This window comes from Sneathiella chungangensis (assembly GCF_009882935.1).
In the GTDB taxonomy this organism is placed as follows: Bacteria; Pseudomonadota; Alphaproteobacteria; order Sneathiellales; family Sneathiellaceae; genus Sneathiella; species Sneathiella chungangensis.
Window position 1 is genome coordinate 106,053 of record NZ_WTVA01000002.1, and the last position, 20,468, is coordinate 126,520.

The 20,468-nt window shown below is 53.9% G+C and carries 19 protein-coding genes; 11 read left to right on the forward strand and 8 right to left on the reverse strand.

Translation table 11 applies throughout. The features are described 5' to 3' along the window. Positions 1 to 4 precede the first annotated feature (4 nt). From GQF03_RS05425 to GQF03_RS05460, 8 genes are all read right to left on the reverse strand, one after another. A complete protein-coding gene (locus GQF03_RS05425) occupies positions 5 to 820 on the reverse strand; it encodes an ABC transporter permease (protein ID WP_161338202.1) in 816 nt (271 codons plus the stop codon). Continuing rightward, complete coding sequence (locus tag GQF03_RS05430) at positions 810 to 1,754, reverse strand: ABC transporter permease (protein WP_161338203.1); 945 nt, start codon at positions 1,752 to 1,754, stop codon at positions 810 to 812. The genes GQF03_RS05425 and GQF03_RS05430 overlap by 11 nt, the downstream gene beginning before the upstream one ends. Then, positions 1,747 to 2,742 (reverse strand): ABC transporter ATP-binding protein, encoded by a 996-nt coding sequence (locus GQF03_RS05435; protein WP_161338204.1) that lies wholly within the window; start codon positions 2,740 to 2,742, stop codon positions 1,747 to 1,749. Before GQF03_RS05435 ends, GQF03_RS05430 begins: the two co-directional genes overlap by 8 nt. 79 nt (positions 2,743 to 2,821) lie before the next feature. Beyond that, entirely contained in the window at positions 2,822 to 3,907 is a 1,086-nt protein-coding gene (locus tag GQF03_RS05440; protein WP_380741905.1) for an ABC transporter substrate-binding protein, read from the reverse strand. Positions 3,908 to 4,098: 191 nt separating this feature from the next. After that, positions 4,099 to 5,007: a LysR family transcriptional regulator gene (locus GQF03_RS05445; protein ID WP_161338206.1), complete on the reverse strand. Its 909-nt coding sequence runs from the start codon at positions 5,005 to 5,007 to the stop codon at positions 4,099 to 4,101. A gap of 160 nt (positions 5,008 to 5,167) precedes the next feature. After that, positions 5,168 to 6,082, reverse strand: coding sequence for a DUF2189 domain-containing protein (locus GQF03_RS05450; RefSeq protein ID WP_161338207.1), 915 nt, complete (start codon positions 6,080 to 6,082; stop codon positions 5,168 to 5,170). Positions 6,083 to 6,303: 221 nt separating this feature from the next. Further along, a complete protein-coding gene (locus tag GQF03_RS05455) occupies positions 6,304 to 7,329 on the reverse strand; it encodes an amidohydrolase family protein (RefSeq protein WP_161338208.1) in 1,026 nt (341 codons plus the stop codon). A gap of 79 nt (positions 7,330 to 7,408) precedes the next feature. Beyond that, entirely contained in the window at positions 7,409 to 8,035 is a 627-nt protein-coding gene (locus GQF03_RS05460; RefSeq protein WP_161338209.1) for a TetR/AcrR family transcriptional regulator, read from the reverse strand. A gap of 299 nt (positions 8,036 to 8,334) precedes the next feature. Here GQF03_RS05460 and GQF03_RS05465 point away from each other — a divergent pair, with 299 nt between their 5' ends. From GQF03_RS05465 to GQF03_RS05515, 11 genes are all read left to right on the forward strand, one after another. Beyond that, positions 8,335 to 9,447 (forward strand): ABC transporter ATP-binding protein, encoded by a 1,113-nt coding sequence (locus GQF03_RS05465; protein WP_162858432.1) that lies wholly within the window; start codon positions 8,335 to 8,337, stop codon positions 9,445 to 9,447. Between the two features lie 36 nt (positions 9,448 to 9,483). Then, a complete protein-coding gene (locus tag GQF03_RS05470; protein WP_161338210.1) occupies positions 9,484 to 10,554 on the forward strand; it encodes an ABC transporter substrate-binding protein in 1,071 nt (356 codons plus the stop codon). A 124-nt stretch (positions 10,555 to 10,678) separates the two neighbouring features. Then, positions 10,679 to 11,470, forward strand: coding sequence for an ABC transporter permease (locus GQF03_RS05475; protein ID WP_161338211.1), 792 nt, complete (start codon positions 10,679 to 10,681; stop codon positions 11,468 to 11,470). Then, entirely contained in the window at positions 11,467 to 12,270 is an 804-nt protein-coding gene (locus tag GQF03_RS05480; RefSeq protein ID WP_161338212.1) for an ABC transporter permease, read from the forward strand. The genes GQF03_RS05475 and GQF03_RS05480 overlap by 4 nt, the downstream gene beginning before the upstream one ends. Before the next feature lie 39 nt (positions 12,271 to 12,309). Continuing rightward, entirely contained in the window at positions 12,310 to 13,113 is an 804-nt protein-coding gene (locus GQF03_RS05485; protein WP_161338213.1) for an enoyl-CoA hydratase/isomerase family protein, read from the forward strand. Positions 13,114 to 13,196: 83 nt separating this feature from the next. Next, positions 13,197 to 14,798 (forward strand): class I adenylate-forming enzyme family protein, encoded by a 1,602-nt coding sequence (locus GQF03_RS05490; protein WP_161338214.1) that lies wholly within the window; start codon positions 13,197 to 13,199, stop codon positions 14,796 to 14,798. A gap of 227 nt (positions 14,799 to 15,025) precedes the next feature. Further along, entirely contained in the window at positions 15,026 to 15,778 is a 753-nt protein-coding gene (locus GQF03_RS05495; protein ID WP_161338215.1) for a Tll0287-like domain-containing protein, read from the forward strand. Between the two features lie 27 nt (positions 15,779 to 15,805). Continuing rightward, the gene (locus GQF03_RS05500; protein WP_161338216.1) at positions 15,806 to 18,556 is read left to right on the forward strand and encodes a response regulator; all 2,751 of its coding nucleotides are present in this window, start codon (positions 15,806 to 15,808) and stop codon (positions 18,554 to 18,556) included. Continuing rightward, positions 18,553 to 18,930 (forward strand): response regulator, encoded by a 378-nt coding sequence (locus GQF03_RS05505; protein ID WP_161338217.1) that lies wholly within the window; start codon positions 18,553 to 18,555, stop codon positions 18,928 to 18,930. Before GQF03_RS05500 ends, GQF03_RS05505 begins: the two co-directional genes overlap by 4 nt. Continuing rightward, complete coding sequence (locus tag GQF03_RS05510) at positions 18,927 to 19,973, forward strand: adenylate/guanylate cyclase domain-containing protein (protein ID WP_161338218.1); 1,047 nt, start codon at positions 18,927 to 18,929, stop codon at positions 19,971 to 19,973. The genes GQF03_RS05505 and GQF03_RS05510 overlap by 4 nt, the downstream gene beginning before the upstream one ends. A 39-nt stretch (positions 19,974 to 20,012) precedes the next feature. Then, entirely contained in the window at positions 20,013 to 20,438 is a 426-nt protein-coding gene (locus GQF03_RS05515) for a hypothetical protein (protein WP_161338219.1), read from the forward strand. Positions 20,439 to 20,468 lie beyond the last annotated feature (30 nt).

A 20,468-nucleotide genomic window follows, 5' to 3' on the forward strand; every position in this document is an offset into this window, starting at 1 on the left:
AAAATTATTTTCCCTGTCCGGCGACCTGATCGCCATCCCGGGTCAGATAATAGGCCAATAAAATTGGCAGGAAGGTAACAAGCACCACCACCATCGCGACAACATTGGTAACCGGCCGCTGGCGGGGCCGGACCAGTTCCTCAAGCATCCAGATTGGTAACGTCGCCTGTTGTCCGGCAGTGAAGGTCGTCACGATGACTTCGTCGAACGACAGCGCAAAGGCCAGCATGCCGCCAGCAAGCAACGCCGTCGCCAGGTTGGGTAGAATGACATGGCGGAAGGTCTGGAACCCGTTCGCGCCGAGATCCATGGATGCCTCTATCAGCGAGCGCGATGTGCGGCGGAACCGCGCCACGGCATTATTGTAGACAACAACCACGCAGAAGGTTGCGTGGCCGAGCACGATCGTCCACATGGAGAACGGGATATCTGCGAGGTTAAAGGCGGACCGCAAGGCGATGCCGGTGATGATGCCGGGCAGGGCGATCGGCAGGATCACGAGCAACGAGATGGTCTCCCGTCCGAAGAACTGGCTGCGGGATACCGCCGCCGCGCACAGGGTGCCGAGTATCATGGCGACGAGCGTCGAGATACTCGCCACCTTTACCGACAAAGCAAGCGACTCCCATACATCCGGCCGGTTCCAGGTCACACCAAACCATTTCAGTGTCAGGCCCGGCGGCGGCCATTGGTAGCTTTTGTCTTCCGTCGTGAAGGCATAGACGAAGATCAGCAGGATCGGCAGATGCATAAACAGCAATCCTGCTGCTGCGGCAACCTTCAGAGCAAACGGGGCATGCGAATTCTTGTCAGAGCGCATCGAACGCCCCCTTCTTTTTCGCCGCCCAAAGATAGAAACCCATGATTACGACCGGCACCACAGTGAAGGCCGCCGCCAGCGGTATATTCCCGGCCGTCCCTTGATGGGCATACACAGCCTGCCCGATGAAGAGGCGGGACGATCCGATGATCTGCGGAATAATGTAGTCGCCAAGCGTAAGGGAGAAGGTGAATATCGACCCGGCTATCACGCCCGGAAGCGCAAGGGGCAGGATGACATTGAAGAAGGTCTGCCGTGCGTTGGCACCCAAATCGGCGGAGGCTTCAATAAAGCTGGACGGTACCCGTTCAAGCGATGCCTGTATCGGCAGAACCATGAACGGCATCCAGACATAGAGAAAAACCAGAAATGTTCCTGTGTAACTGACCGAAAGAGAATTCCCGCCGATTATTGGCAGCGACAGCCAGGCATCCAGCAGCCATGTGAGATGCAGCTTTGCAAGAATCCAGTTGAGGATTCCCTCCTTCGCGAGGATCAGCTTCCAGGCATAGACCTTGACTAGGTAACTCGACCAAAGCGGCAGCATGACGCCGAGATAAAAGAGAGCCTTCCATTTGCCGCGCGCGTAACGCGCCGCGAAATAGGCAATCGGGAAGGCCACGATGGCGGCGCCGATGGTAACAAAAGCGGCCATCAGGACGGTCCGGATAATGATATCGAGATTCGCCGGGATCAGCAGTTCGCGATAGGTTTTGAGCGTGAACTCGTATTTGATGACCCCGGAAAATTCATCGATGGAAAAGAAGCTTTGCGCGAGCAGCGCGAAGAGGGACCCGAGATAGATAACCCCCAGCCATAGAACCGGAGGCGCGAGCAGGAGGAAAAGGAGCAGCCGTGGCCGCCGCCAAAGGGTATCGGAGAGCCGACCGCGCCAGTTGAGGGCATTCGGCGGCATTGCGGCTGCCTCAGACATGGGGAATCTCCATCAGGTGGAGGCTGCTCTTGTCCCAGTCAACACGGACGATCTCACCCACCGTGAGCGAGGCCGGTTCATTATCTGCAAGCATATGAAGCGTGACATCCTTCATCTGCAGGGTGATCTTCGTTGATGCGCCGAGGAAGCTGACGTTGAGGATTTTGGCTTCGATCCCGCCTTCCGACACCAACCGGATCGCTTCGGGGCGCAGGCTTGCCGGTTGATCACGGCCAACCAGTTTGTTTACCAATTCTCTCGGCAGAATGTTGGAAGAGCCGACGAAATCCGCCACAAATTCGGATTTCGGGCTATGGTAGATCTCTCTTGGTGATCCGACCTGCATGATCTGTCCGTGATTGAAGACGGCGATCCGATCCGCCATGGAAAGGGCCTCGCTCTGGTCATGGGTCACGAAAACAAAAGTGATGCCGAGAGAACGCTGCAGCTCTTTCAATTCTTCCTGCATCTGCTCGCGGAGTTTCAGATCAAGGGCGCCGAGTGGCTCATCGAGCAGTAGAACTTTCGGCTGGTTGACGAGGGCTCGGGCAAGAGCAACCCGTTGCCGCTGGCCGCCGGAAAGCTGGCTTGGCTTGCGGGCGCCATATCCGGGTAATCTTACAAGTTCCAGCGCGCCTTCCGCCGCCTTCAATCTGTCATTTTTTGAAACGCCCCGGATCATCAGCCCATAGGCGACATTGTCAGCGACGTTAAGATGCGGAAACAGGGCATAATCCTGAAAGACCGTGTTGACCTGCCGACGATAGGGCGGGACATCCATCATTTGCTGGTTAAATATGCTGATACTACCGGATGTTGGCTGCTCGAATCCGGCGATCAGTCGGAGGCAGGTGGTTTTGCCGGAACCTGAGGGCCCCAACATGGCGAAAAACTCTCCGCCCAGAATGTCGAGACTAACGTCATCTACCGCTTTGACGGGGCCATAGTGGCGCGAAACGTTACAGAAGCTAACCGCCGTTTGTGTCATGGTTCCTGAATATTTGTCCCGGCGGCGGTCGCTGCCGCCGGGATGAGGGAAAAAAGACGTCTCGTTTTTGGGTGGGAATTTAGCGGCCGCCGATGACGCCGATATAGTCACTGACCCAGCGATAGTACGGGACGCACTGATCCTGAGACGCGCATTTGGAAACCGGAGTCGTCCAGAACTTGATCTTCTCGAAGTCGTCCATGCCGTTCTTCGTGCAGCCTTCCGCGGTCTGCATGCCGCGACCGTCGGTGCAGGCGGCAGGTACGCTTGGGTTGGCGCCGAACCAGACCGAGAGATCGCTCATCAGGTTGGAGGAAAGCGTGTGCTCCATCCACATGTAAGAACAGTTCGGGTTTTCGGCATCAATATGCATCATGGTCGTATCCGCCCAGCCGGTCGCTCCTTCTTCCGGAATCACGGAGGCAATGGGGAGTCCTTCACCCTGCAGGAGGTTGACCTGGAAGGGCCAGGAGCCTGACGCGACAACGCCTTCATTCTTGAAGTCGTCCATCTGGATAAAGGCGTCGTGCCAATAGCGGGACACCAAAGTCCGCTGCTGGCGCAGAAGGTCGAGCGCCGCGGCATATTGTTCGGCGTTCAGTTCATATGGGCTTCTGATCCCGAGTTCCGGCTTATGCGCCATAAGATAGTTGGCGGCATCGGCAATGTGGATCGGACCGTCATACGCCTGTACCCGACCCTTGTTGGATTTGCCGTCATCGAGCGTCATTTCTTCGAAAACGACTTTCCAGCTTGTCGGGGGCGTCTTGAAGGCCTCCGTGTTGTACATCAGGACATTCGGCCCCCACATATAGGGCACACCGTAATGCTTGCCATCTGCCGTATGCCAGGGGGCACTTTTAAGCCGGTCATCGACCGTCCCCCAGCTCGGGATCAGGCTGGTATTCACCGGTTGGACCCGTTTGCCGGCAATCAGGCGAAGCGAGGCGTCGCCGGAGGCGGTTACCAGGTCGAACCCGCCTTCGTTCATCAGCGCCACCATTTCATCGGACGTATTCGCCGTTTTGATCTGGACCTTGCAACCTGTTTTCTGTTCGAACGACGTGACCCAGTCAAAATTCTTGTCCGTCTCGCCCCGCTCGATATACCCCGGCCAGGCGACAATATTTACCTGGCCTTCGCCTTTGCCGACTTCGGTCAGCATTTCGGCGGAAGCTGGGCTCACAAATACTGATGTTGTCAACGCTGCCGCGAGCAGCGTGCGAAGCATTTTTTCCATTTGCTTTACTTCCTCGATCCTTGTGAAACATCCCGTTGACGATCGAAAAATCATGCGCCCGCTTTGAACTATTGACAAATACAATATTCAGAATATCGGTATCGGTTTTTCCGATATCAGCGTTGACGCAGCAGATGCTGGGATTGCGAAACGGCGATGAAATCGCGGGACGGTTTCGAAAGCTGTAATCCCCGCCGCCAGACAATTCCGACCTGAACGACCGGCAGCGCCGCCGAGACATCCCGGGCCTCGATGCGATCCCCCTCCAGCGACCAGGGCCGATAGACAAGATCGGGTAGCAAGGTTACGCCCGCACCCGTTGCCACGAGACTCCGGACCGCTTCAACAGAGCGGGTCCTAAAGGCGATTTCGGGTTGCGCTCCAAGTGCGCCCAGCAGTTTCCCGGTCGTCCCCTCGATCTCGTCGACATTTAACATGATCAACGGTTCTTTGGAGAGGTCATCGGGATCAATGCTCTCCGCCGTCGCCAGCGGATGACCGAGCGGAAGCCAGAGCTTGTAGGGTGACACTTCCAGGATCTCGGCCTGGAGGGCGTCGCGGTCCCGGAGGTTGGAAATCAGCATGACGGCAACGTCCAGTTCACCCCCTACCAGCAGATGCTCCAGATACTCACCATTGTCTTCGATGGCGGATACATGCACGGCCGGAAAGGCCCGGCGATAACGAGACAGAATGTCAGACAATACATAGCCGGCGACGAGCGACGTCACGCCGAGGTGAAGATAACCTTCAGTCTCCTCTCCCGGTTCTTCCAGCGCCCGCCGGGCGTCTGAAACGCTGGTGAGGATTGCCGTGGCATGGCGGAGAAACTGATGCCCCTTATGAGTGATATTGAGCCCGCGCGAATGCCGCTCGAACAACGACACCCCGAGATCCGCTTCAAGATCTTTCACAGCCTCCGTTACCGATGATTGCGAGACGGAAAGCGAATGCGCCGCACCGGATACGGTGCCATATTCCGCGACCGCGACGAAATAGGCGAGTTTGCGAAGAGAGAAGCTCATTTACAGGGCATTATGGCTAGAGTCAGACCAGTTCGATTCGGGTTATCAGATATCATACTTGAGATATGGAAAAAATCCTTATCTGACGCCCGCTAGTCGAAAAGGAGGTGCAGGCTCGTAACCCACACTCTTCGCTTCGTCGCCTCCTGTCGCTCGAAAATCACCCGGTCTCCGTAATTGCTCCTGTGGGATGGATCTCGCCGTCGGGAAGATCGCCGGACATCACCTGTTTATAGGCATGCCAGGTCGCATGGCCGATGAGCGGCAGCGTAACCATCAATCCGATCCCGGCCGTGACCAGCCCGATGCCGGTAAATATCACGATGGTTGCAGCCCACAGGATCATCGCATTCCGGTTCCTGGCAACCGCGAAGGCGCTGGTGATGAGTGAGGGCAATAGAACAGATTTCCGGTCCATCATCATCGGCATGGAAAAAGCTCCGACGAAGAAGATGCAGGTGGCAAAAACGGCACCGACGAGGCCGATGGATATTCCAAAGTAAACCCCCTCCATACTAAACGAGCGCTGCAGAATGATACTCCAGTCCGGCATGATGCCCGGAAAATTCAAGGCGAAGACCGTGAAGGAAATACGAATCCAGACTTGAAAAACAAACGCGAGCGCGATACCGAAGCCAAAAATTCCCAGTTTATTATAGCGCGCAGCGGTAACCGCCGCGAAAAGGGAAACTTTCTCGCTCGCCGCGTGACGACGGCTGATCTCGTAATAGCCGATGCCAACGGCGGGACCCACAAGAAGAAAGCCAGTCAGGCCGGGCAGGATCAGGTAGGGCCAGCCCATGAAATAGAATCCGAATGATACAGCGAAGCCAATGATAATGAACAGGGCGGCATAGCTGACGCTGACGGCCGTATTGGCTTTCAGATCCGACCAGCCGGCAGCAAGCCATTTCCAGACGTCATCCGTGCCAACCTCGCGCACCAGAGCCATCTCCCGCACAAGGAATTTTCCATTCATTGGTTCGGGATACGATTGCCGGTCTTGAGTGTCGCGGGTTTGATGCCTGGTTGCGGCGGCTTTTTCTGGCGGTATGGATTTTCCGTCGGTCGTCATGCACCCCTCCCGAAGAACACATATATTACGAACCTTAAGAGCATTCCAGAATTCAGTAAAGGCATCTTGGGCACTGAGGAAATGACGAACGGGACCAGAACAATCAAAACCGGCCAAAATCGTCTCAACGGCATGAAATTTGGTGGTCCCAAAAATCTCATGCGGTCTTTCCCGCCTCTGGAGGCAGCAGTGACAGGTCAGGCCAGGTTCAAACTTCCCGACTAGTCCAGTCTGTATATCCGCTTTGCGGTATCATGGAACAGATCTGCCTTTTCCGACTTGCTATAGCCCGACGTCAGGCGCTTAAAGGAATTCCACAATACATTGTAACTGCAGCTCACCTTGTCGACCGGGAAGTTCGATTCAAACATGCAGCGGTCGGTCCCGAATTGCTCGATTGTATGTTCATAGAAACGCCGGGTCGCTTCCATCAGTTCAAGACTTGAGGGAGGGCGATCATTCAAATGCCAATCGAAGCCATTAATCTCCATAGCCAGCCCACCCAACTTTGCGACCACATTCGGGCATTTCGCCAGTTCGGATATCGCACTTTTCCAGGCCGGAAAATATTCATCCTGCTTTCCTTTATACGGTCCGATACCCAAAGGGCCGCCGAAATGATTGAGAATGATTGTTGTATCCGGAAAAGCGCGGGCAAGATCCGTCAGTTGCGGGATCTGCGGGTGGTAACACCAGCCTTCAAAGCTCAGGTTCCGCTTTGCAAGGGTTGCAAACCCCTGACGGAATCGATCGTTCAGATATAGGTTCTCTATCGTTGTTGGCTGGGCGTTCGGGACCTCATCACTTGCATCCCATGGCGCCCGATGGCGGATGCCGCGAAACCGCCCGCCGCCCGCCGCAATATGAGCATCGAGAACAGGTTCAACGGCATCGCCGAGCATCAAATCGGCCAAACCGACGATGCCGGCGGCAACACGCGCCTCTCCATAAAGCCCGGACGCGCTCATCGCGGCAATACCGTTGACAAATTCCGTTTCGCCAACCGGTTTCATCTCTTCGGGACCGGTTGACCGATACATGGCGCCACATTCAATAAAAACAGTCGAGACGACATTATGGCCGCTGTAGATATCGGAAAGTATTTCGTCGAGGAGATATTTGTGTGACGCCCTTAGAGGGCGGAATTCCCACAGATGATGGTGCGGATCGCATATTGGCAGATCGGGTTCCAATGTTTCTTCAACTGTGAGGTTAAGCCAATCATGGTTTGTCGGTAATGTTGTCATCTTGTTATTTCCCAGCACAAAAATAATTCACAATTGGTTAGGGGCAGAGAAAGTTGTCGTGCCTTCCTTTCAAAGGGTGCTATCCGGCCATTGAGGTGTGCTCTGCAAAGGACCTGGTTTTATCAAGTAGTTTGAGGTCGGGTGTTTTCCCGTACAATATGCGATACCAGGCAAGAGAAATGGCTTCTGCAACCAGTTTTTCGTCAGCGGCGAACTCGGCCATACTTGGGGATTTGTAGACAAAAGTTTCACGGAGCAAATCATCCACCATAGAAATTGTTGCGCGCACCATCAGCCTTGTTGCCGGATTTTTTAGGTCCTCTGTGGTGATGCAGTTCCTGGTATGGAGATCTCTCATGACAACACGAGCCCATCTGTCATCCATCTGGTCGCGCCGCAAATTAAGTTCGGGAGCCTCTCGCATCAGCATTTCGCGACCGGCCAGCAGTCCCGCATTTCTGACATAGACCCCTATGTAATAAAGGTTATATTTCAGAATCTTCTCGTATATTGTCGGCGCCTTGCTGTTTTTCGGACGTATTCTGCGGCGAAGGGCCTCGTATCTTCGCATGACAGCTTTTGCCGCTTCGGCACGATTTTCGAAGTATAAATAGAAGGTTCCGCGTGCCATATCGACGGTCTCGACGATACCGTCCACCGTCATATTTTCATATCCGACCCGTTCCATCTCAAGCGCAGTTGCCATCAGTATTTTTGCTCGAGTGCGATACCGCTTGCGCTTGCCCTTGAGAGTTTTCGAATGTTGAACGAGGAATTCCGTGAGGCTGAATGATTTTATGTCCGAATTATACATCGCGTTCGCAGGTCTACCTATCGTTTCGTGTAATTTTCGACAATAAAACCTGAAACTGAAAGAGTTTTTTTGTTCGAACCACAAATTCATTGTTTGCAATATTGACACCGCTTATAAATGATGTCAATGTCATAAATAGACATAGCGTCATAAATGAATTTAATGTCAATAAAAACAACCATGGGGCAAGAATGATTGAGCGCGACGTGGAATTTGGTGCTTCAGTAACTTTTGATAGTGTTTCGAAAACCTACGGCGCGGTTAAGGCCCTTTCTGACTTCAATTTATCTATTCAGAGGGGCGAGTTTGTTACATTGTTGGGGCCTAGCGGGTCCGGCAAAACAACAGCACTGAACGTTCTCGCCGGTTTTGCTGACGCGACGGAAGGTGACGTTCGTGTAAACAAAAAATCGATCCTCGGTCTGCCACCGGAGCGGCGAAACATTGGAATGGTGTTCCAGAATTATTCGCTGTTTCCGCATATGAATGTGTTCGAGAATGTGGCGTTCCCCCTTCGATTGAGGAAAATGTCGCAAGCCGAGATTAAAAAGCGGGTTGGCGATAGCTTGGCCATGGTGCAGCTCGCTGAATTTGGCGATCGCATGCCAAATCAACTTTCGGGCGGACAAAGACAACGTGTCGCATTTGCGCGAGCCATTGTCTTTGAGCCATCGGTCTTGCTGATGGATGAGCCCTTGGGCGCGCTGGATTTGAAGCTGCGCGAGGCCATGCAGCTGGAAATCAAGCGCTATCATAAACAGCTCGGATGCACGATCCTTTTCGTCACTCATGATCAGGGCGAGGCGCTGGCGCTATCGGATCGAATTGCCGTGATGGGAGAGGGGCAGATTGTTCAAATCGATACGCCCGACCGGATCTACGATGAGCCGAACTCGAAATATGTCGCCGACTTTATTGGCACAACAAATATCGTCGATTTTGAGCGCGTTTCACCATCACGGGTAAGATTTTCTGATCTCGATGTCGAATTTGAACTCGCGGACAGTAACAAGAACTGGGGCGAGGGGCGCCAATCGATCAGCCTTCGGCCTGAAAAACTTCATCGCGACATTTCGCCAAGCGATCAGATGATCATCTTTGATGGCTCTATCGAGGAATATTTGTTCCTCGGTAATATTATTCAGTACAGCGTGAAGACCAAATCGGGGAAGACGCTGTTATTTCAAGAACACCGTGGCCCTAGCGTTCCCATTCTCGCACGGGGTGAAACGCTAAAACTCGCATTTTCCATCAATGACGCGCGCCCGTTAGATGAAGGCACCCACGGTTCAGGGCTCGCATAATTGATTTCAAATCCATTCAACTCGGGGAGAGTATGTATGACTAGGATGTTAAAACGAATTGCAAAGGTAGCAATGGCAACGCTTGTAGTTGCCGGGAGTGCCAATCTGGCATTCGCTGAAGACAAGGAAATCACTTTTAGTGGTTCTGGCGGTGTCGTCGGCAAGGTCTCAAAGGAAGTCTGGTGGGGCCCATATACGGAAGCGACGGGTATCAAAATCAATCATGTTGCCGCTGAAGCAAAGCGTATGCCTCAGCTTGAAGCAATGGTGAAATCCGGCAACGTCCTTTGGGATGCCATGGAGGTCTCTGCCTCTGATTATCCGCTTGGCGTTAAAAAAGGCCTTTTTGAGCCGATTGACTACAGCCAGGTCGATCCGGATAACCAACTTCCGGCTGACACGCGCGAGGAATTTGGCGTTGCCTATGCGGCCTATTCCCAGGTTCTGATTGTTCGGACAGACAAGCTTCCCGAAGGCAAGAAAATGCAAAGCTGGGCCGATTTCTGGGATGTAGAGAATTTCCCGGGACCGCGTGCTTTGCGTGGACGTGCAGAAGACAATCTGGAATTTGCCCTGCTCGCGGATGGCGTGCCGGCAGAAGATATTTACAAGGTCCTGAGCACCAAGGAAGGCCTTGACCGCGCCTTTGCGAAAATGGATGAAATCAAGCCGCATATCACCACCTGGTGGACCAGCGGTGCACAATCAGTTCAGCTGTTGTCTGATGGCGAAGTCTACTTCTGCCCGTCGTATAACGGTCGTATTACAACGCTTGTTTCGTCCGGTATTCCGGCAGAAATCGTCTGGAATGGCGGGGCTATGCACAAATCCTACATCGCCATTCCAAAGGGAACGAAGAAACTGAAAGAGGCGACTGAATACGTCAAGTTCAGGACGACGAGTGCTGACCGTATGCGTGAATATGTCACTCACCTGCCTTACCCGGGATGGGCGCCAGGTCTGTTCGACGGAATGGATCCAAAAATGGCGGCCAACATGCCTACTTACCCGCAGAACCAGGCCGTTCAGTTTTCCGCAAGCGCAGAATTCTGGGCAGAAAACCTGGAGGCAATCCAGGAACGCTGGACCGAGTGGCTCCTTCAGTAATCCACCATTGAATTAATCGTGTCTGGCGAAATTTTGGTAGCCGCCAGACACGATTGCAGGAGATTAAAAAGTGAACACTAATAGGAAGATTACGAGTACGTGGCTGCTTTGGCCGGCATTGTTCATGCTGGTGGCGTTCTTTCTCATTCCTACGTTAGATATTCTTCGGGCGAGTGTTTATGATCCTGAATTCACAACAAAGCATTTTGTTAAATTATTTGGCAGCAACGTATATCTGGAAATTCTCTGGCGAACGATAAGGCTGTCTTTGATCGTCTCCTTGATTTGCGCGGTGATAGCGTATCCGGTTTCCTATTTCATCGTTCTGCGCCCTCGCAAACAGCAAATATTTTTTCTATTCCTGGTATTTATCCCACTTTGGATGAGCGTTCTTATTCGCTCCTATGCCTGGATGGTTGTTCTGGGACGCGAGGGACTGATTAACGCAATCATGATCGGTCTTGGATTTACGGATCAACCGGTAAAAATGCTCTTCACCACCGGCGCGGTTTATATCGCCATGGTTCAGATATTGCTGCCGATCCAGATCGTTACCTGCTACAGCGCGATGAGCGAAATTGACTTCGATCTGATGCGGGCGGCACGGATTCTCGGGGCAAAACCCTGGCAGGCCATTCGTCGCGTGTTCTTGCCACTAAGTCTCGACGGCACAGTCACTGGCGCCATCATTGTTTTCATGTTGTCGATGGGATTCTTCATAACGCCGGCTCTCGTCGGCGGGCGGAAGGATATCATGATGGCAAACCTGATCGAATTTCAGGTCAATCAATTGAACTGGGGCTTTGCGGCGGCCATTTCCATTGTTCTGCTGATTGCTACGGTAATAAGCGTCTTCATCATCAAGCGCCTTGCGAAAACCCTGACGAGACGACTGGTTGGCGGAGGAAGCGCATGAACAAGAAACCATTCAATCTGTCGAAGCTGATTCTCACGGGTTATTTCTTTGTCGTAATCCTCTATCTGGTCTTTCCGATTTTTATCGTTATTCCGATTTCGTTCAGCAACAATCCTTTCTTGCGCTTCCCGCCCAGTAATCTCGGTGTGTTTTGGTATGAAACATATTTCAGTGATTCCGGATGGGTCGAAGCGACACTGCTGTCGTTGAAAGTTGCATTGCTCGCCTGTGCGATATCAACCCTTGTCGGGACAATGGCGGTGCTTGTTCTTGAGCGAAAGGCATTGCGATCGAAAAACTTGCTGACCTATTTCATTACCTCGCCGATCATCGTACCGCACATCTTTATTTCGCTAGGGATGTTCATTTTCGCGATACGACTGGGCATTGAAGATAATGCAATAACATTGGCATTCGCCCATGCCACGATTGCATTTCCCTTCGTCGTTCTGATTGTAGGGGCGAGCCATCGTCAATTGGACCCGACATTCGAACGCGCGGCCCGTGTACTTGGGGCCGGGCCTGTGCGCGCCTTTTTCTCCGCAGCATTTCCGAGCCTTTTGCCGGGCATAGTGGCTGCCGCGGTCTTCTCATTCTTTGTTTCCTTCGACGAACTCATCATTGCGGAATTCATGATGAGCGGGCAACAGACACTGCCCATGCGGATTTGGGCGGACCTGAAACTCGAAATGCGTCCGACAATTGCCGCCGTTTCCAGCATCCTTATCGTTGCCTCAATCATTGGTATGGGGGCTGCGGAAATATTGCGGCGGCGCAGCGTCAACATGTCAAACAACTAGCCAGAAAAACCAAAACCAACCAGAAAAGTGAGTATCTAAATGCCTGTAAAATATGAAAAAGTGGGAAATGTAGCTGTCTTTACGTTTGAAAATGGCAAGGTCAACCAGATTACGCCGCCGATGCATAAAGAGCTTTATGATTACATGGAGGAGTTCCTCAAAGATTCCAGTATTCATGCAGGTGTTCTCACCGGTGCAGGCACACAAGCTTTCAGCGGTGGAGACGACATTAAGAATAATTGGAGTAAGGACAGCCTTCATGAAACGTTGGTTGCGCATTTCCAGCGCTCAACGGATGAAAGCGCCAACTCGCGCCCTGGGTGGGAACGAGATATGCGCACAATTGACAGATACAAGCCAATTGTCGGCGCACTAAATGGCCCGGCTCTGGGTATGGCATTTATTTATTCAATTCTCTTGATGGATATTCGCATCGCGTCTCCAAACGCATGGTTTGGGTTGCCGGAAATTAAATATGGAATGGGTGGTGCCGGTGCCGCGACACAATTGTGGCGGCATTTGCCTCCGGCGATTGCAATGTCGATGGTTCTGGAAGGAGAGCCCCTGTCAATTGAAGACGCCCACAAGTTCGGATTGGTGAACGAGATCGTTGACCAGGACAAATTGATGCCGCGAGCAATGGAAATTGCGGAAAAAATTGCGTCCTATCCGCCGATAGCAGTTCGGGTGGAAATGGAAGGCTTCTATCGCAGCATGGACATGTCCAAGCGCGATACGCATGGTTACATGAGCCATCTCTATCGACTGCAGCGCGCCGCGTATCTGACGGGTGAAAATGTGAGCGGAACACCGCTTGATCCCAATGCGCCAGAGCAGAATTAGGACTGAACAATCCGGCAATTTCAACACAGCAAACTGAGAATGTTAATAGGTTCGAAATGATAAATGATAGTGGACATAAAGGGATGGCGGAAGTCCATCGTCTGGCGGCAGAAATTGATTTTCCGGAAACACTTGGCGCGTTTGTTCGCGAACGCGCCAATACGCTGGGAGATCAGGTTCTTGGCAATTATTTTGATGATGGCGAAAAGCTTACCTATCGTGGCCTCGATCAATCTGCGGACCGTTTGGCGGGCAGTTTGCTGGCGCTTGGCGTAAGAAAAGGAACGCATGTCTCCGTGATGCTTCCAAACGTCAACGAATTTGTCATCAGCTGGATCGCCCTCGGGCGAATTGGCGCTGTCATGGTGCCGACAAATGTCGCTTATACTGGCGCGGAGCTGCATTTTGTCCTTGCCGACAGTGATGCGCAGTTCATGATTATTGATTCCGGTTTTCTGGATCGTCTGGACAATATGCCCGACTGGCCGCCACTGCTTGCCCGGGACAGAATAATTGTTCGCGGAGAAACGCCCGAAGGACATCTTAACTGGCAGGAATTGCATGATAATGGTCCAGAAGAATTCGTGGCGCCGTCCCGCGTGACGTCAACGGATCTTATAAATCTGCAATATACGTCCGGCACCACCGGTTTTCCCAAAGGATGTATGCTGACGCATGAATACTGGATCCTGCTTGCTCATTGTGCGGCATTGCAAAGGGGACGGCCGTACCAGATCAAGCAAACACTGATTTGGGCGCCGTTCTTCTATATGGATGGGCAGTGGCAATTCCTGATGACGATGTGTTTGGGCGGCACCGCTCACATCGCCTCACGCATGAGCCTGACGAATTTCTTCGATTGGCTCATTGATTTCGAAATAGAATATTGCGCTTTTCCAGAACCCGCGCTTGCCAGATTTCCGCCGTCGGAAAAGGACAAGCTCATTAAGCTGAAATATGTCAATGCCTTTGGTTGGCGCGGTGATGCGAATGTCGAAATCGAGAAGCGTTTCAACCTTGTCGCCCGGAATACCTTCGGGATGACAGAGATCGGCAGCGGTATTTCCTTGCCAGCCGAGGCAAGCCATATGGCAGGGTCAGAGACTTGCGGATTGCCGTCTCCCTTTCGTGAAGTGCGTATTGTCGACGAAGAAGGCAATGATGTCCCGCAAGGGGAGCCAGGAGAACTTTGGGTTTCCGGTCCGGCCATATTGTGGGGATATTACAAACGACCCGAAGCGAACGCTGAAAGTTTCCGCGGGAAATGGTTCCGTACGGGCGACATTTTTCAACAGGACGAAAACGGCTACTATTATATCGTCGGCCGGATAAAGGACATGATCAAGCGGGCAGGGGAGAATATTTCTGCGCGTGAGGTCGAAGCTGTGCTGCGTGGCATGGATGAAATCGAAGAGGCCGCGGCCCTCTCCGTGCCCGATCCAATGCGGCGTGAAGAAGTTAAGGTTTATATTATGCTTCGGGAAGGGGTGACAGCAGAAGATTGCCCGCCAGAGAAAATCATTGCGCATTGCGGACAACATTTGGCTGATTTCAAAGTTCCCCGCTATTACGCGTATGTCGATGAATTTCCACGTACGCCAACGGGCAAGATCGCGAAGAATAAAATGCGCGATGGCGATTTACGCGAGAATTCATTCGACCGGGTCGACAATATTTGGCGATAGGCGTTGTCATATTAGCTTCCATTCGGCGCGGATAATTCTCGGCGAAGGCATTACGGCAGCATATCAATTCGTAAGTTCTAACTGCGGACAATCTGTTCTGTGCGGTCCTGTTCCCAACGGGATGCTTTACGGATTGCACGCGAATTGATAGGCTGTGTCTCGCGCAAATCTTGACGGTTGCTGACCGTCAAACAGATTTTGCAAATCGGGAAGGTAGGATAGTTATCATGCAACGGATGAAACTCTTTGCGATCCTGCTGTCTGGCCTGTTATTGGGTGCGTCGATCCCCGGATATGCTGATGAGAACGACAGTGATTACGACATTGCGATTGATCTCGCGACAATGCTGCAATCCGCCCGTTCCGTGATCGGTGAAAATCAGGAATTGATAAACAACCCTGCGATCGGCGACAAGGGCCTGACCGGCGCGGTCGTTCAGGCGCGGGCCATTGAGAAATTCACGAAGGCGAAGGGCGGTGTGGCGCCGGACCTTCAATCGGATGATCTTAAAAGCCGATTGCTCCGCGCTCAGGTGGAGGCAATCTCCCATGTGGTGCAGGAAAATCAGGATACCATCAATCAGCCGGATGTTGCCTTCAAGGGGTTCGTTCCCGCGGTCTTCGCCCGTCTGGTGAACGAGGAATTTAAGCACAAAATGGGGGAGGAGGCTGAAATCAAGGTCACCGCCCCACCGGAGTTGATCCGCAATCGCAAGGCGCGTCCCGATGACTGGGAAATTGAGGCCATTCGCAACGACCTCTCGTCGCCGGACTGGAAAACGGGCGCCGTTTTCTCTGCGGTCGCGGAAAAGGATGGCCGTCCGGCCTTTCGCGTCCTGGTGCCGGAATATTACGGTGAGGGTTGCCTCGCCTGTCACGGCTCGCCAAAGGGAGAGCTGGACGTCACCGGCTATCCAAAGGAAGGGGGCAAAGTCGGCGATCTCGGTGGTGTTATCAGTGTGACGCTATATCGTAAATGACGCTGCCTTCGTGAAAGCGGTTACCAGATGAGCAATTTATCCATTCTGACACGGCTTTCAATCCTGAGCGTGGCGCTGCTGGTGATACTTGTCGGATCCAACCTGTTTCTTAGCAACCGTCTGACGCAAAATGCCGAGACAATCGCGCTGGAAGCAGAGGTTGTCAGCCGGATGACCACCGCGAATGCGGCGAGCAAATCCTTTGGCGATCTGAAGTTCTGGCTTGCGGATCTCGCGGTCAGCCTGCTCACCCTGTCGGAGCGGAATGCCGAAGCGGCGCGCACCTCCCTGATGGAAAGCCTTGGGAAGATAGAGGAATATGAGCCGGAACGAGTTGCCCTGATCAATCAGGAGCTTGACCTGCTGATGAAGGAGGCGTTGCTCGCCGTCGATGCCTATACGGATAATCGCCGGGTTATCGGTAATTCTCTGATGGCGAAAACGCGGGTTCATATCCAAACGATTGACAATCATCTGTCTGAGATCGTCAGCCGGCTGGAGGCGGAATCTCTGGCCCAGAGCCGCGCCGGTCTTACCTCGGCGCGCGAGACTGTGAATCTGTCCCTCTATATCATCGCGGGTGCAACGCTTGTCGGCTTGTTGCTGACGGTTCTCGTGCTTCGCTCGATCCGGACGCCGCTCATGCGTCTTGTTGCCGCCATGCGCTCGATCACCAAGGGGGATCATCAGGTAGCGATCCCGCCTGCGGGCCGCGATGAAATCGGCGAGATGACCCGCACCTTGACTCTGTTCCGCGATAGCCTGATCGAGCGGGACCGTCTCGCACAGGAACGAGAGGACGCGCAGGCCGAAGCGAGACTCGCGCAGGAGAAGTTACTCGAAGCGATCGAGGCCGTGACCGACGCCTTCGCTCTATATGACGCCGATGACCGCCTAATCGTCAGCAACAGCAAATACCGCGAAATGTATAATTATCTCGGCTTGTCGATTGAAAAGGGGATTAGCTACGAGACAATCATCTCCGCTGCGGTGGAGAAGAAGATGATCGTCGCGGCGCAGGCGAATGCGGACCAATGGCTGAAGGAACGGATCGAACGGCACCGCAACCCGACCGGACCGTATGAGCATCTGCGTGCCGACGGCCAGTGGCTGCGCATTAACGAACAGAAGACCACGGACGGCGGCATTGTCGGTGTCTTCACGGACATCACCGAAGCCAAGGCGCGCGAAACGGAACTTGGCGAGATGGTGGACCGGCTGGCCGAGGCGCGGGATGTCGCGATGAAGGCGACCAAAACCAAGAGCCAGTTCCTTGCCAATATGAGCCATGAACTCCGCACCCCGCTCAACGCGGTGATCGGCATTACCGAAATGCTGGAGGAAGATGCCATCGACGATGGGGACGAAGACTTGATCGAACCCCTGCAGCGGATCAGCCGGGCCGGCAAGCATCTGCTGAAGCTGATTAACGACATCCTCGACCTGTCCAAGATCGAGGCGGGCAAGATGGAACTTCATGTGGAGAAGTTTGATCTTGCGTCCGTGGTCCGGGAATGCGTTGACATGGCGGAACCGCTGACAACGCCGAACAACAACCGCATAGAGGTGACGCTGCCCGATAACCTGCCGCAGATGGTGTCCGATGTAACGCGGGTACGCCAGGTCATCTTCAACCTTGTCAGCAACGCCTGCAAATTCACCGAGAATGGCACCGTTGGTATTACCGTCCACCAAGATACGGATGGCAGCGTTGAAATTGCCGTCTCGGATACCGGCATCGGGATGACGCCCGAGCAGTTGGAACGCCTGTTCAGCGATTTTTCCCAGGCCGATTCCTCGACGACCCGAAAATATGGAGGCACTGGACTTGGCCTCGCCATATCCCAGCGGTTCTGTCGGATGATGGGCGGCGATGTGACCGTTGAGAGTGTGCCCGGAACCGGATCAGTCTTCCGCGTGCGCCTGCCCCTTGAAATCCCGGCACGATTGGAGACTGAGGAGATCGACAGCGAATTGCTTCCCCGTCTATCGGTGAGCGGCGATCCGGGCTCCGACGTCGTGCTGGTCGTGGATGATGATCCCGTGGCCCGCGACATATTGCGTAAATTTCTGGAGACAGAGGGCTATGCGGTGGCGACGGCCAGCAATGGGGAGGAAGGACTGGTACAAGCGCGCAAACTCCGTCCGGCGCTAATCACCCTCGATGTGGTGATGCCCGGTAAGGACGGTTGGAGCCTGCTTCAGGATTTGAAGGATGATGCCGAACTGAGAGAAATTCCGGTGCTGATGGTCTCCATCGTCGATGACAAGCACAAAGGCTTCTCGCTTGGCGTCGCCGATTACATGACCAAGCCGGTCGACCGGAAGCGATTGCTCACGCTGCTGGAACGTTACAAGCTGAACGGCAGCGGCGGCAATGTGCTCATTGTTGAGGATGATGGCGCCACCCGCCAGCTGATGCGCCGGATATTCGTGAGCGAGGGCTGGCGCGTGCGCGAGGCGGTGAACGGCCGGACCGGGCTGGAACTGGTCCGAAATGCCATCCCCGACCTCATCCTGCTTGATCTGATCATGCCGGAAATGGATGGCTTTGAATTTGTTGATGCCATCAAGTCTATTCCCGAGGCGCGGGGTGTGCCGGTTGTGGTGATCACCGGCGCGGATCTGTCGGATGAGGATCGACGTCGGCTCAATGGCGGGGTTAAGCAGATTATCCAGAAATCCGCGGATGGAACGCCGTCGTTCCTGGATGAAGTGCGCCGCTATGTTGGACGCCATCTCGCTACCCAATCCTCCCAGACCGGAGAAGCAGAATGACTAAAATCCTCTATGTCGAAGACAACGAGGACAATATCTACATGTTGTCGCGTCGCCTGAAGCGCAAAGGGTTCGAGGTGGTGACCGCCGGGGATGGCGCGGCCGGGATCGAGGCGGCGAAACGCGAGAGGCCGGCGCTGATCCTGATGGATCTGAGCCTCCCGGTCATGGATGGATGGGAGGCGACCCGTCAGCTTAAATCCAATGGCGAGACGAAAGCCATTCCGGTCATCGCGCTTTCGGCCCATGCGCTGGAAGGGGAGCGGGAGAAGGCGCTGGCGGCTGGCTGCGATGATTTTGATACCAAGCCGGTCGAGTTTGCCCGTCTGTTGGGCAAGATACAGCATTATCTGGAAGGGGGTGAGACATCGTGACCCTCGAAGACGCCCGAATCCTGATTGTCGATGATAACGAGGATAACCGTTTTACCCTGTCGCGGCGGCTGAAGAAGATCGGCTATCGGCAGTTGGAAACCGCCGTCAACGGTCGAGAAGCGCTGGAAAAAATTACGTCGCAGCCCTACGACCTCGTTCTTCTGGACATCATGATGCCGGAGATGGATGGCTATGAGGTGTTGGAAACCGTCAAGAAGGATGTCAATCATCGCCATATCCCGATCATCATGATTTCGGCGGCAGACCAGCTTGACAGCGTCGTGAAATGTATCGAGCTCGGGGCCGAGGATTTTCTTCCCAAGCCCTTCAACGCGACGCTACTTCGTGCACGGGTTTCGGCCTCACTCGAGAAAAAGAGGATGCGCGATCAGGAAGACGCGTACCGCCTTCAGATAATCGCCGAGCAGAAACGCACGGATGAACTTCTGCATGCAATTCTTCCGGCCACGGCGGTGCGCGAACTGAAAGAGACCGGCGTCGTTCGGCCGCGCAATTATGAGGCGGTGGGCATCCTCTTTTGCGATATCGTTGGCTTCACCTCCTATTGCGACCGAAACCTTCCGGAAACCGTCGTTACTCATTTACAGGCATTGATCGAGGCGTTCGAAGCGATTGTCGAGGATCACCAGATGGAGAAAATCAAGACCATCGGCGATGCCTTCATGGCCACTAGCGGCCTTCTCCGTCCGGTCGAGGCACCCTTGCTGACGGCGGTGCGCTGCGGACTTGAAATGTCCCGTATTGCCGGGACGATGGAGCCGAACTGGGAAGTGCGCATCGGCCTGCATTTCGGGCCTGTCGTTGCCGGCATTGTCGGCAAGCAGCAATTCCTGTTCGATGTCTGGGGTGATACGGTGAATATCGCCGCGCGCCTGGTCGAGCATGGCACGCCGGGGGCTGTCGCCATGACGGCCGCCGCCTGGCAGGAAATAAGGGATGAATGCGAGGCCCGCGCGCTCGGTATTGTCGATATCAAGGGCAAGGGGCAACTCGAGATGGTCGAGGCCTTTGCCGTTCGCTGACCGCGTTGACGCCCCTATAAAAATTTGAAGGAGAGAGTGATGCACAGACGGTTGTTTTTAAAAGGGCTGGGGGTGATCGGTGTGGCCTCTTCCGTGGTCCTGCCGAAGATCGCCTTTGCGGGCGACATGCTCGATCCGATGGGCTCGAAACTTGCGGGCTCGCTCTATTACACAAAGGACGCGCCGGGCCGCTGGAAAGGGAAAGAAGAGACGCATGTCCCGATGATCGAGCGCAGCGGCAACAGCATCGAAGTGACCACCGGACATGAAATGGACGGCTATGTCCATTATATCATCAAGCATATCCTGCTTAATGAGAATCTCGAATTCGTCGAAGAAACCCTGTTTAATCCGGAAATCGACGCCCCGATCTCGGAGCATGACATTACCGGCTTGAATAACCGCCTCTATATGGTCTCCCTCTGCAACAAGCATGACGCCTGGCTAAATATGCTGACGCTTTAGGGACTGTCGTTTGATCGCATGGGGGCGCCG

Excerpts from the sequence above, each read along its gene's own strand:
- GQF03_RS05480 (WP_161338212.1), top strand. The coding sequence starts at position 11,467 with ATGAACAAGAAACCATTCAATCTGTCGAAGCTGATTCTCACGGGTTAT.
- GQF03_RS05500 (WP_161338216.1), top strand. The coding sequence starts at position 15,806 with ATGAGCAATTTATCCATTCTGACACGGCTTTCAATCCTGAGCGTGGCG.
- GQF03_RS05495 (WP_161338215.1), top strand. The coding sequence starts at position 15,026 with ATGCAACGGATGAAACTCTTTGCGATCCTGCTGTCTGGCCTGTTATTG.
- GQF03_RS05425 (WP_161338202.1), bottom strand. The coding sequence starts at position 820 with ATGCGCTCTGACAAGAATTCGCATGCCCCGTTTGCTCTGAAGGTTGCC.
- GQF03_RS05440 (WP_380741905.1), bottom strand. The coding sequence starts at position 3,907 with ATGCTGACCGAAGTCGGCAAAGGCGAAGGCCAGGTAAATATTGTCGCC.
- GQF03_RS05485 (WP_161338213.1), top strand. The coding sequence starts at position 12,310 with ATGCCTGTAAAATATGAAAAAGTGGGAAATGTAGCTGTCTTTACGTTT.
- GQF03_RS05445 (WP_161338206.1), bottom strand. The coding sequence starts at position 5,007 with ATGAGCTTCTCTCTTCGCAAACTCGCCTATTTCGTCGCGGTCGCGGAA.
- GQF03_RS05450 (WP_161338207.1), bottom strand. The coding sequence starts at position 6,082 with ATGACGACCGACGGAAAATCCATACCGCCAGAAAAAGCCGCCGCAACC.
- GQF03_RS05460 (WP_161338209.1), bottom strand. The coding sequence starts at position 8,035 with ATGGCAACTGCGCTTGAGATGGAACGGGTCGGATATGAAAATATGACG.
- GQF03_RS05435 (WP_161338204.1), bottom strand. The coding sequence starts at position 2,742 with ATGACACAAACGGCGGTTAGCTTCTGTAACGTTTCGCGCCACTATGGC.
- GQF03_RS05455 (WP_161338208.1), bottom strand. The coding sequence starts at position 7,329 with ATGACAACATTACCGACAAACCATGATTGGCTTAACCTCACAGTTGAA.
- GQF03_RS05515 (WP_161338219.1), top strand. The coding sequence starts at position 20,013 with ATGCACAGACGGTTGTTTTTAAAAGGGCTGGGGGTGATCGGTGTGGCC.
- GQF03_RS05430 (WP_161338203.1), bottom strand. The coding sequence starts at position 1,754 with ATGTCTGAGGCAGCCGCAATGCCGCCGAATGCCCTCAACTGGCGCGGT.
- GQF03_RS05505 (WP_161338217.1), top strand. The coding sequence starts at position 18,553 with ATGACTAAAATCCTCTATGTCGAAGACAACGAGGACAATATCTACATG.
- GQF03_RS05470 (WP_161338210.1), top strand. The coding sequence starts at position 9,484 with ATGACTAGGATGTTAAAACGAATTGCAAAGGTAGCAATGGCAACGCTT.
- GQF03_RS05490 (WP_161338214.1), top strand. The coding sequence starts at position 13,197 with ATGGCGGAAGTCCATCGTCTGGCGGCAGAAATTGATTTTCCGGAAACA.
- GQF03_RS05465 (WP_162858432.1), top strand. The coding sequence starts at position 8,335 with ATGATTGAGCGCGACGTGGAATTTGGTGCTTCAGTAACTTTTGATAGT.
- GQF03_RS05475 (WP_161338211.1), top strand. The coding sequence starts at position 10,679 with ATGCTGGTGGCGTTCTTTCTCATTCCTACGTTAGATATTCTTCGGGCG.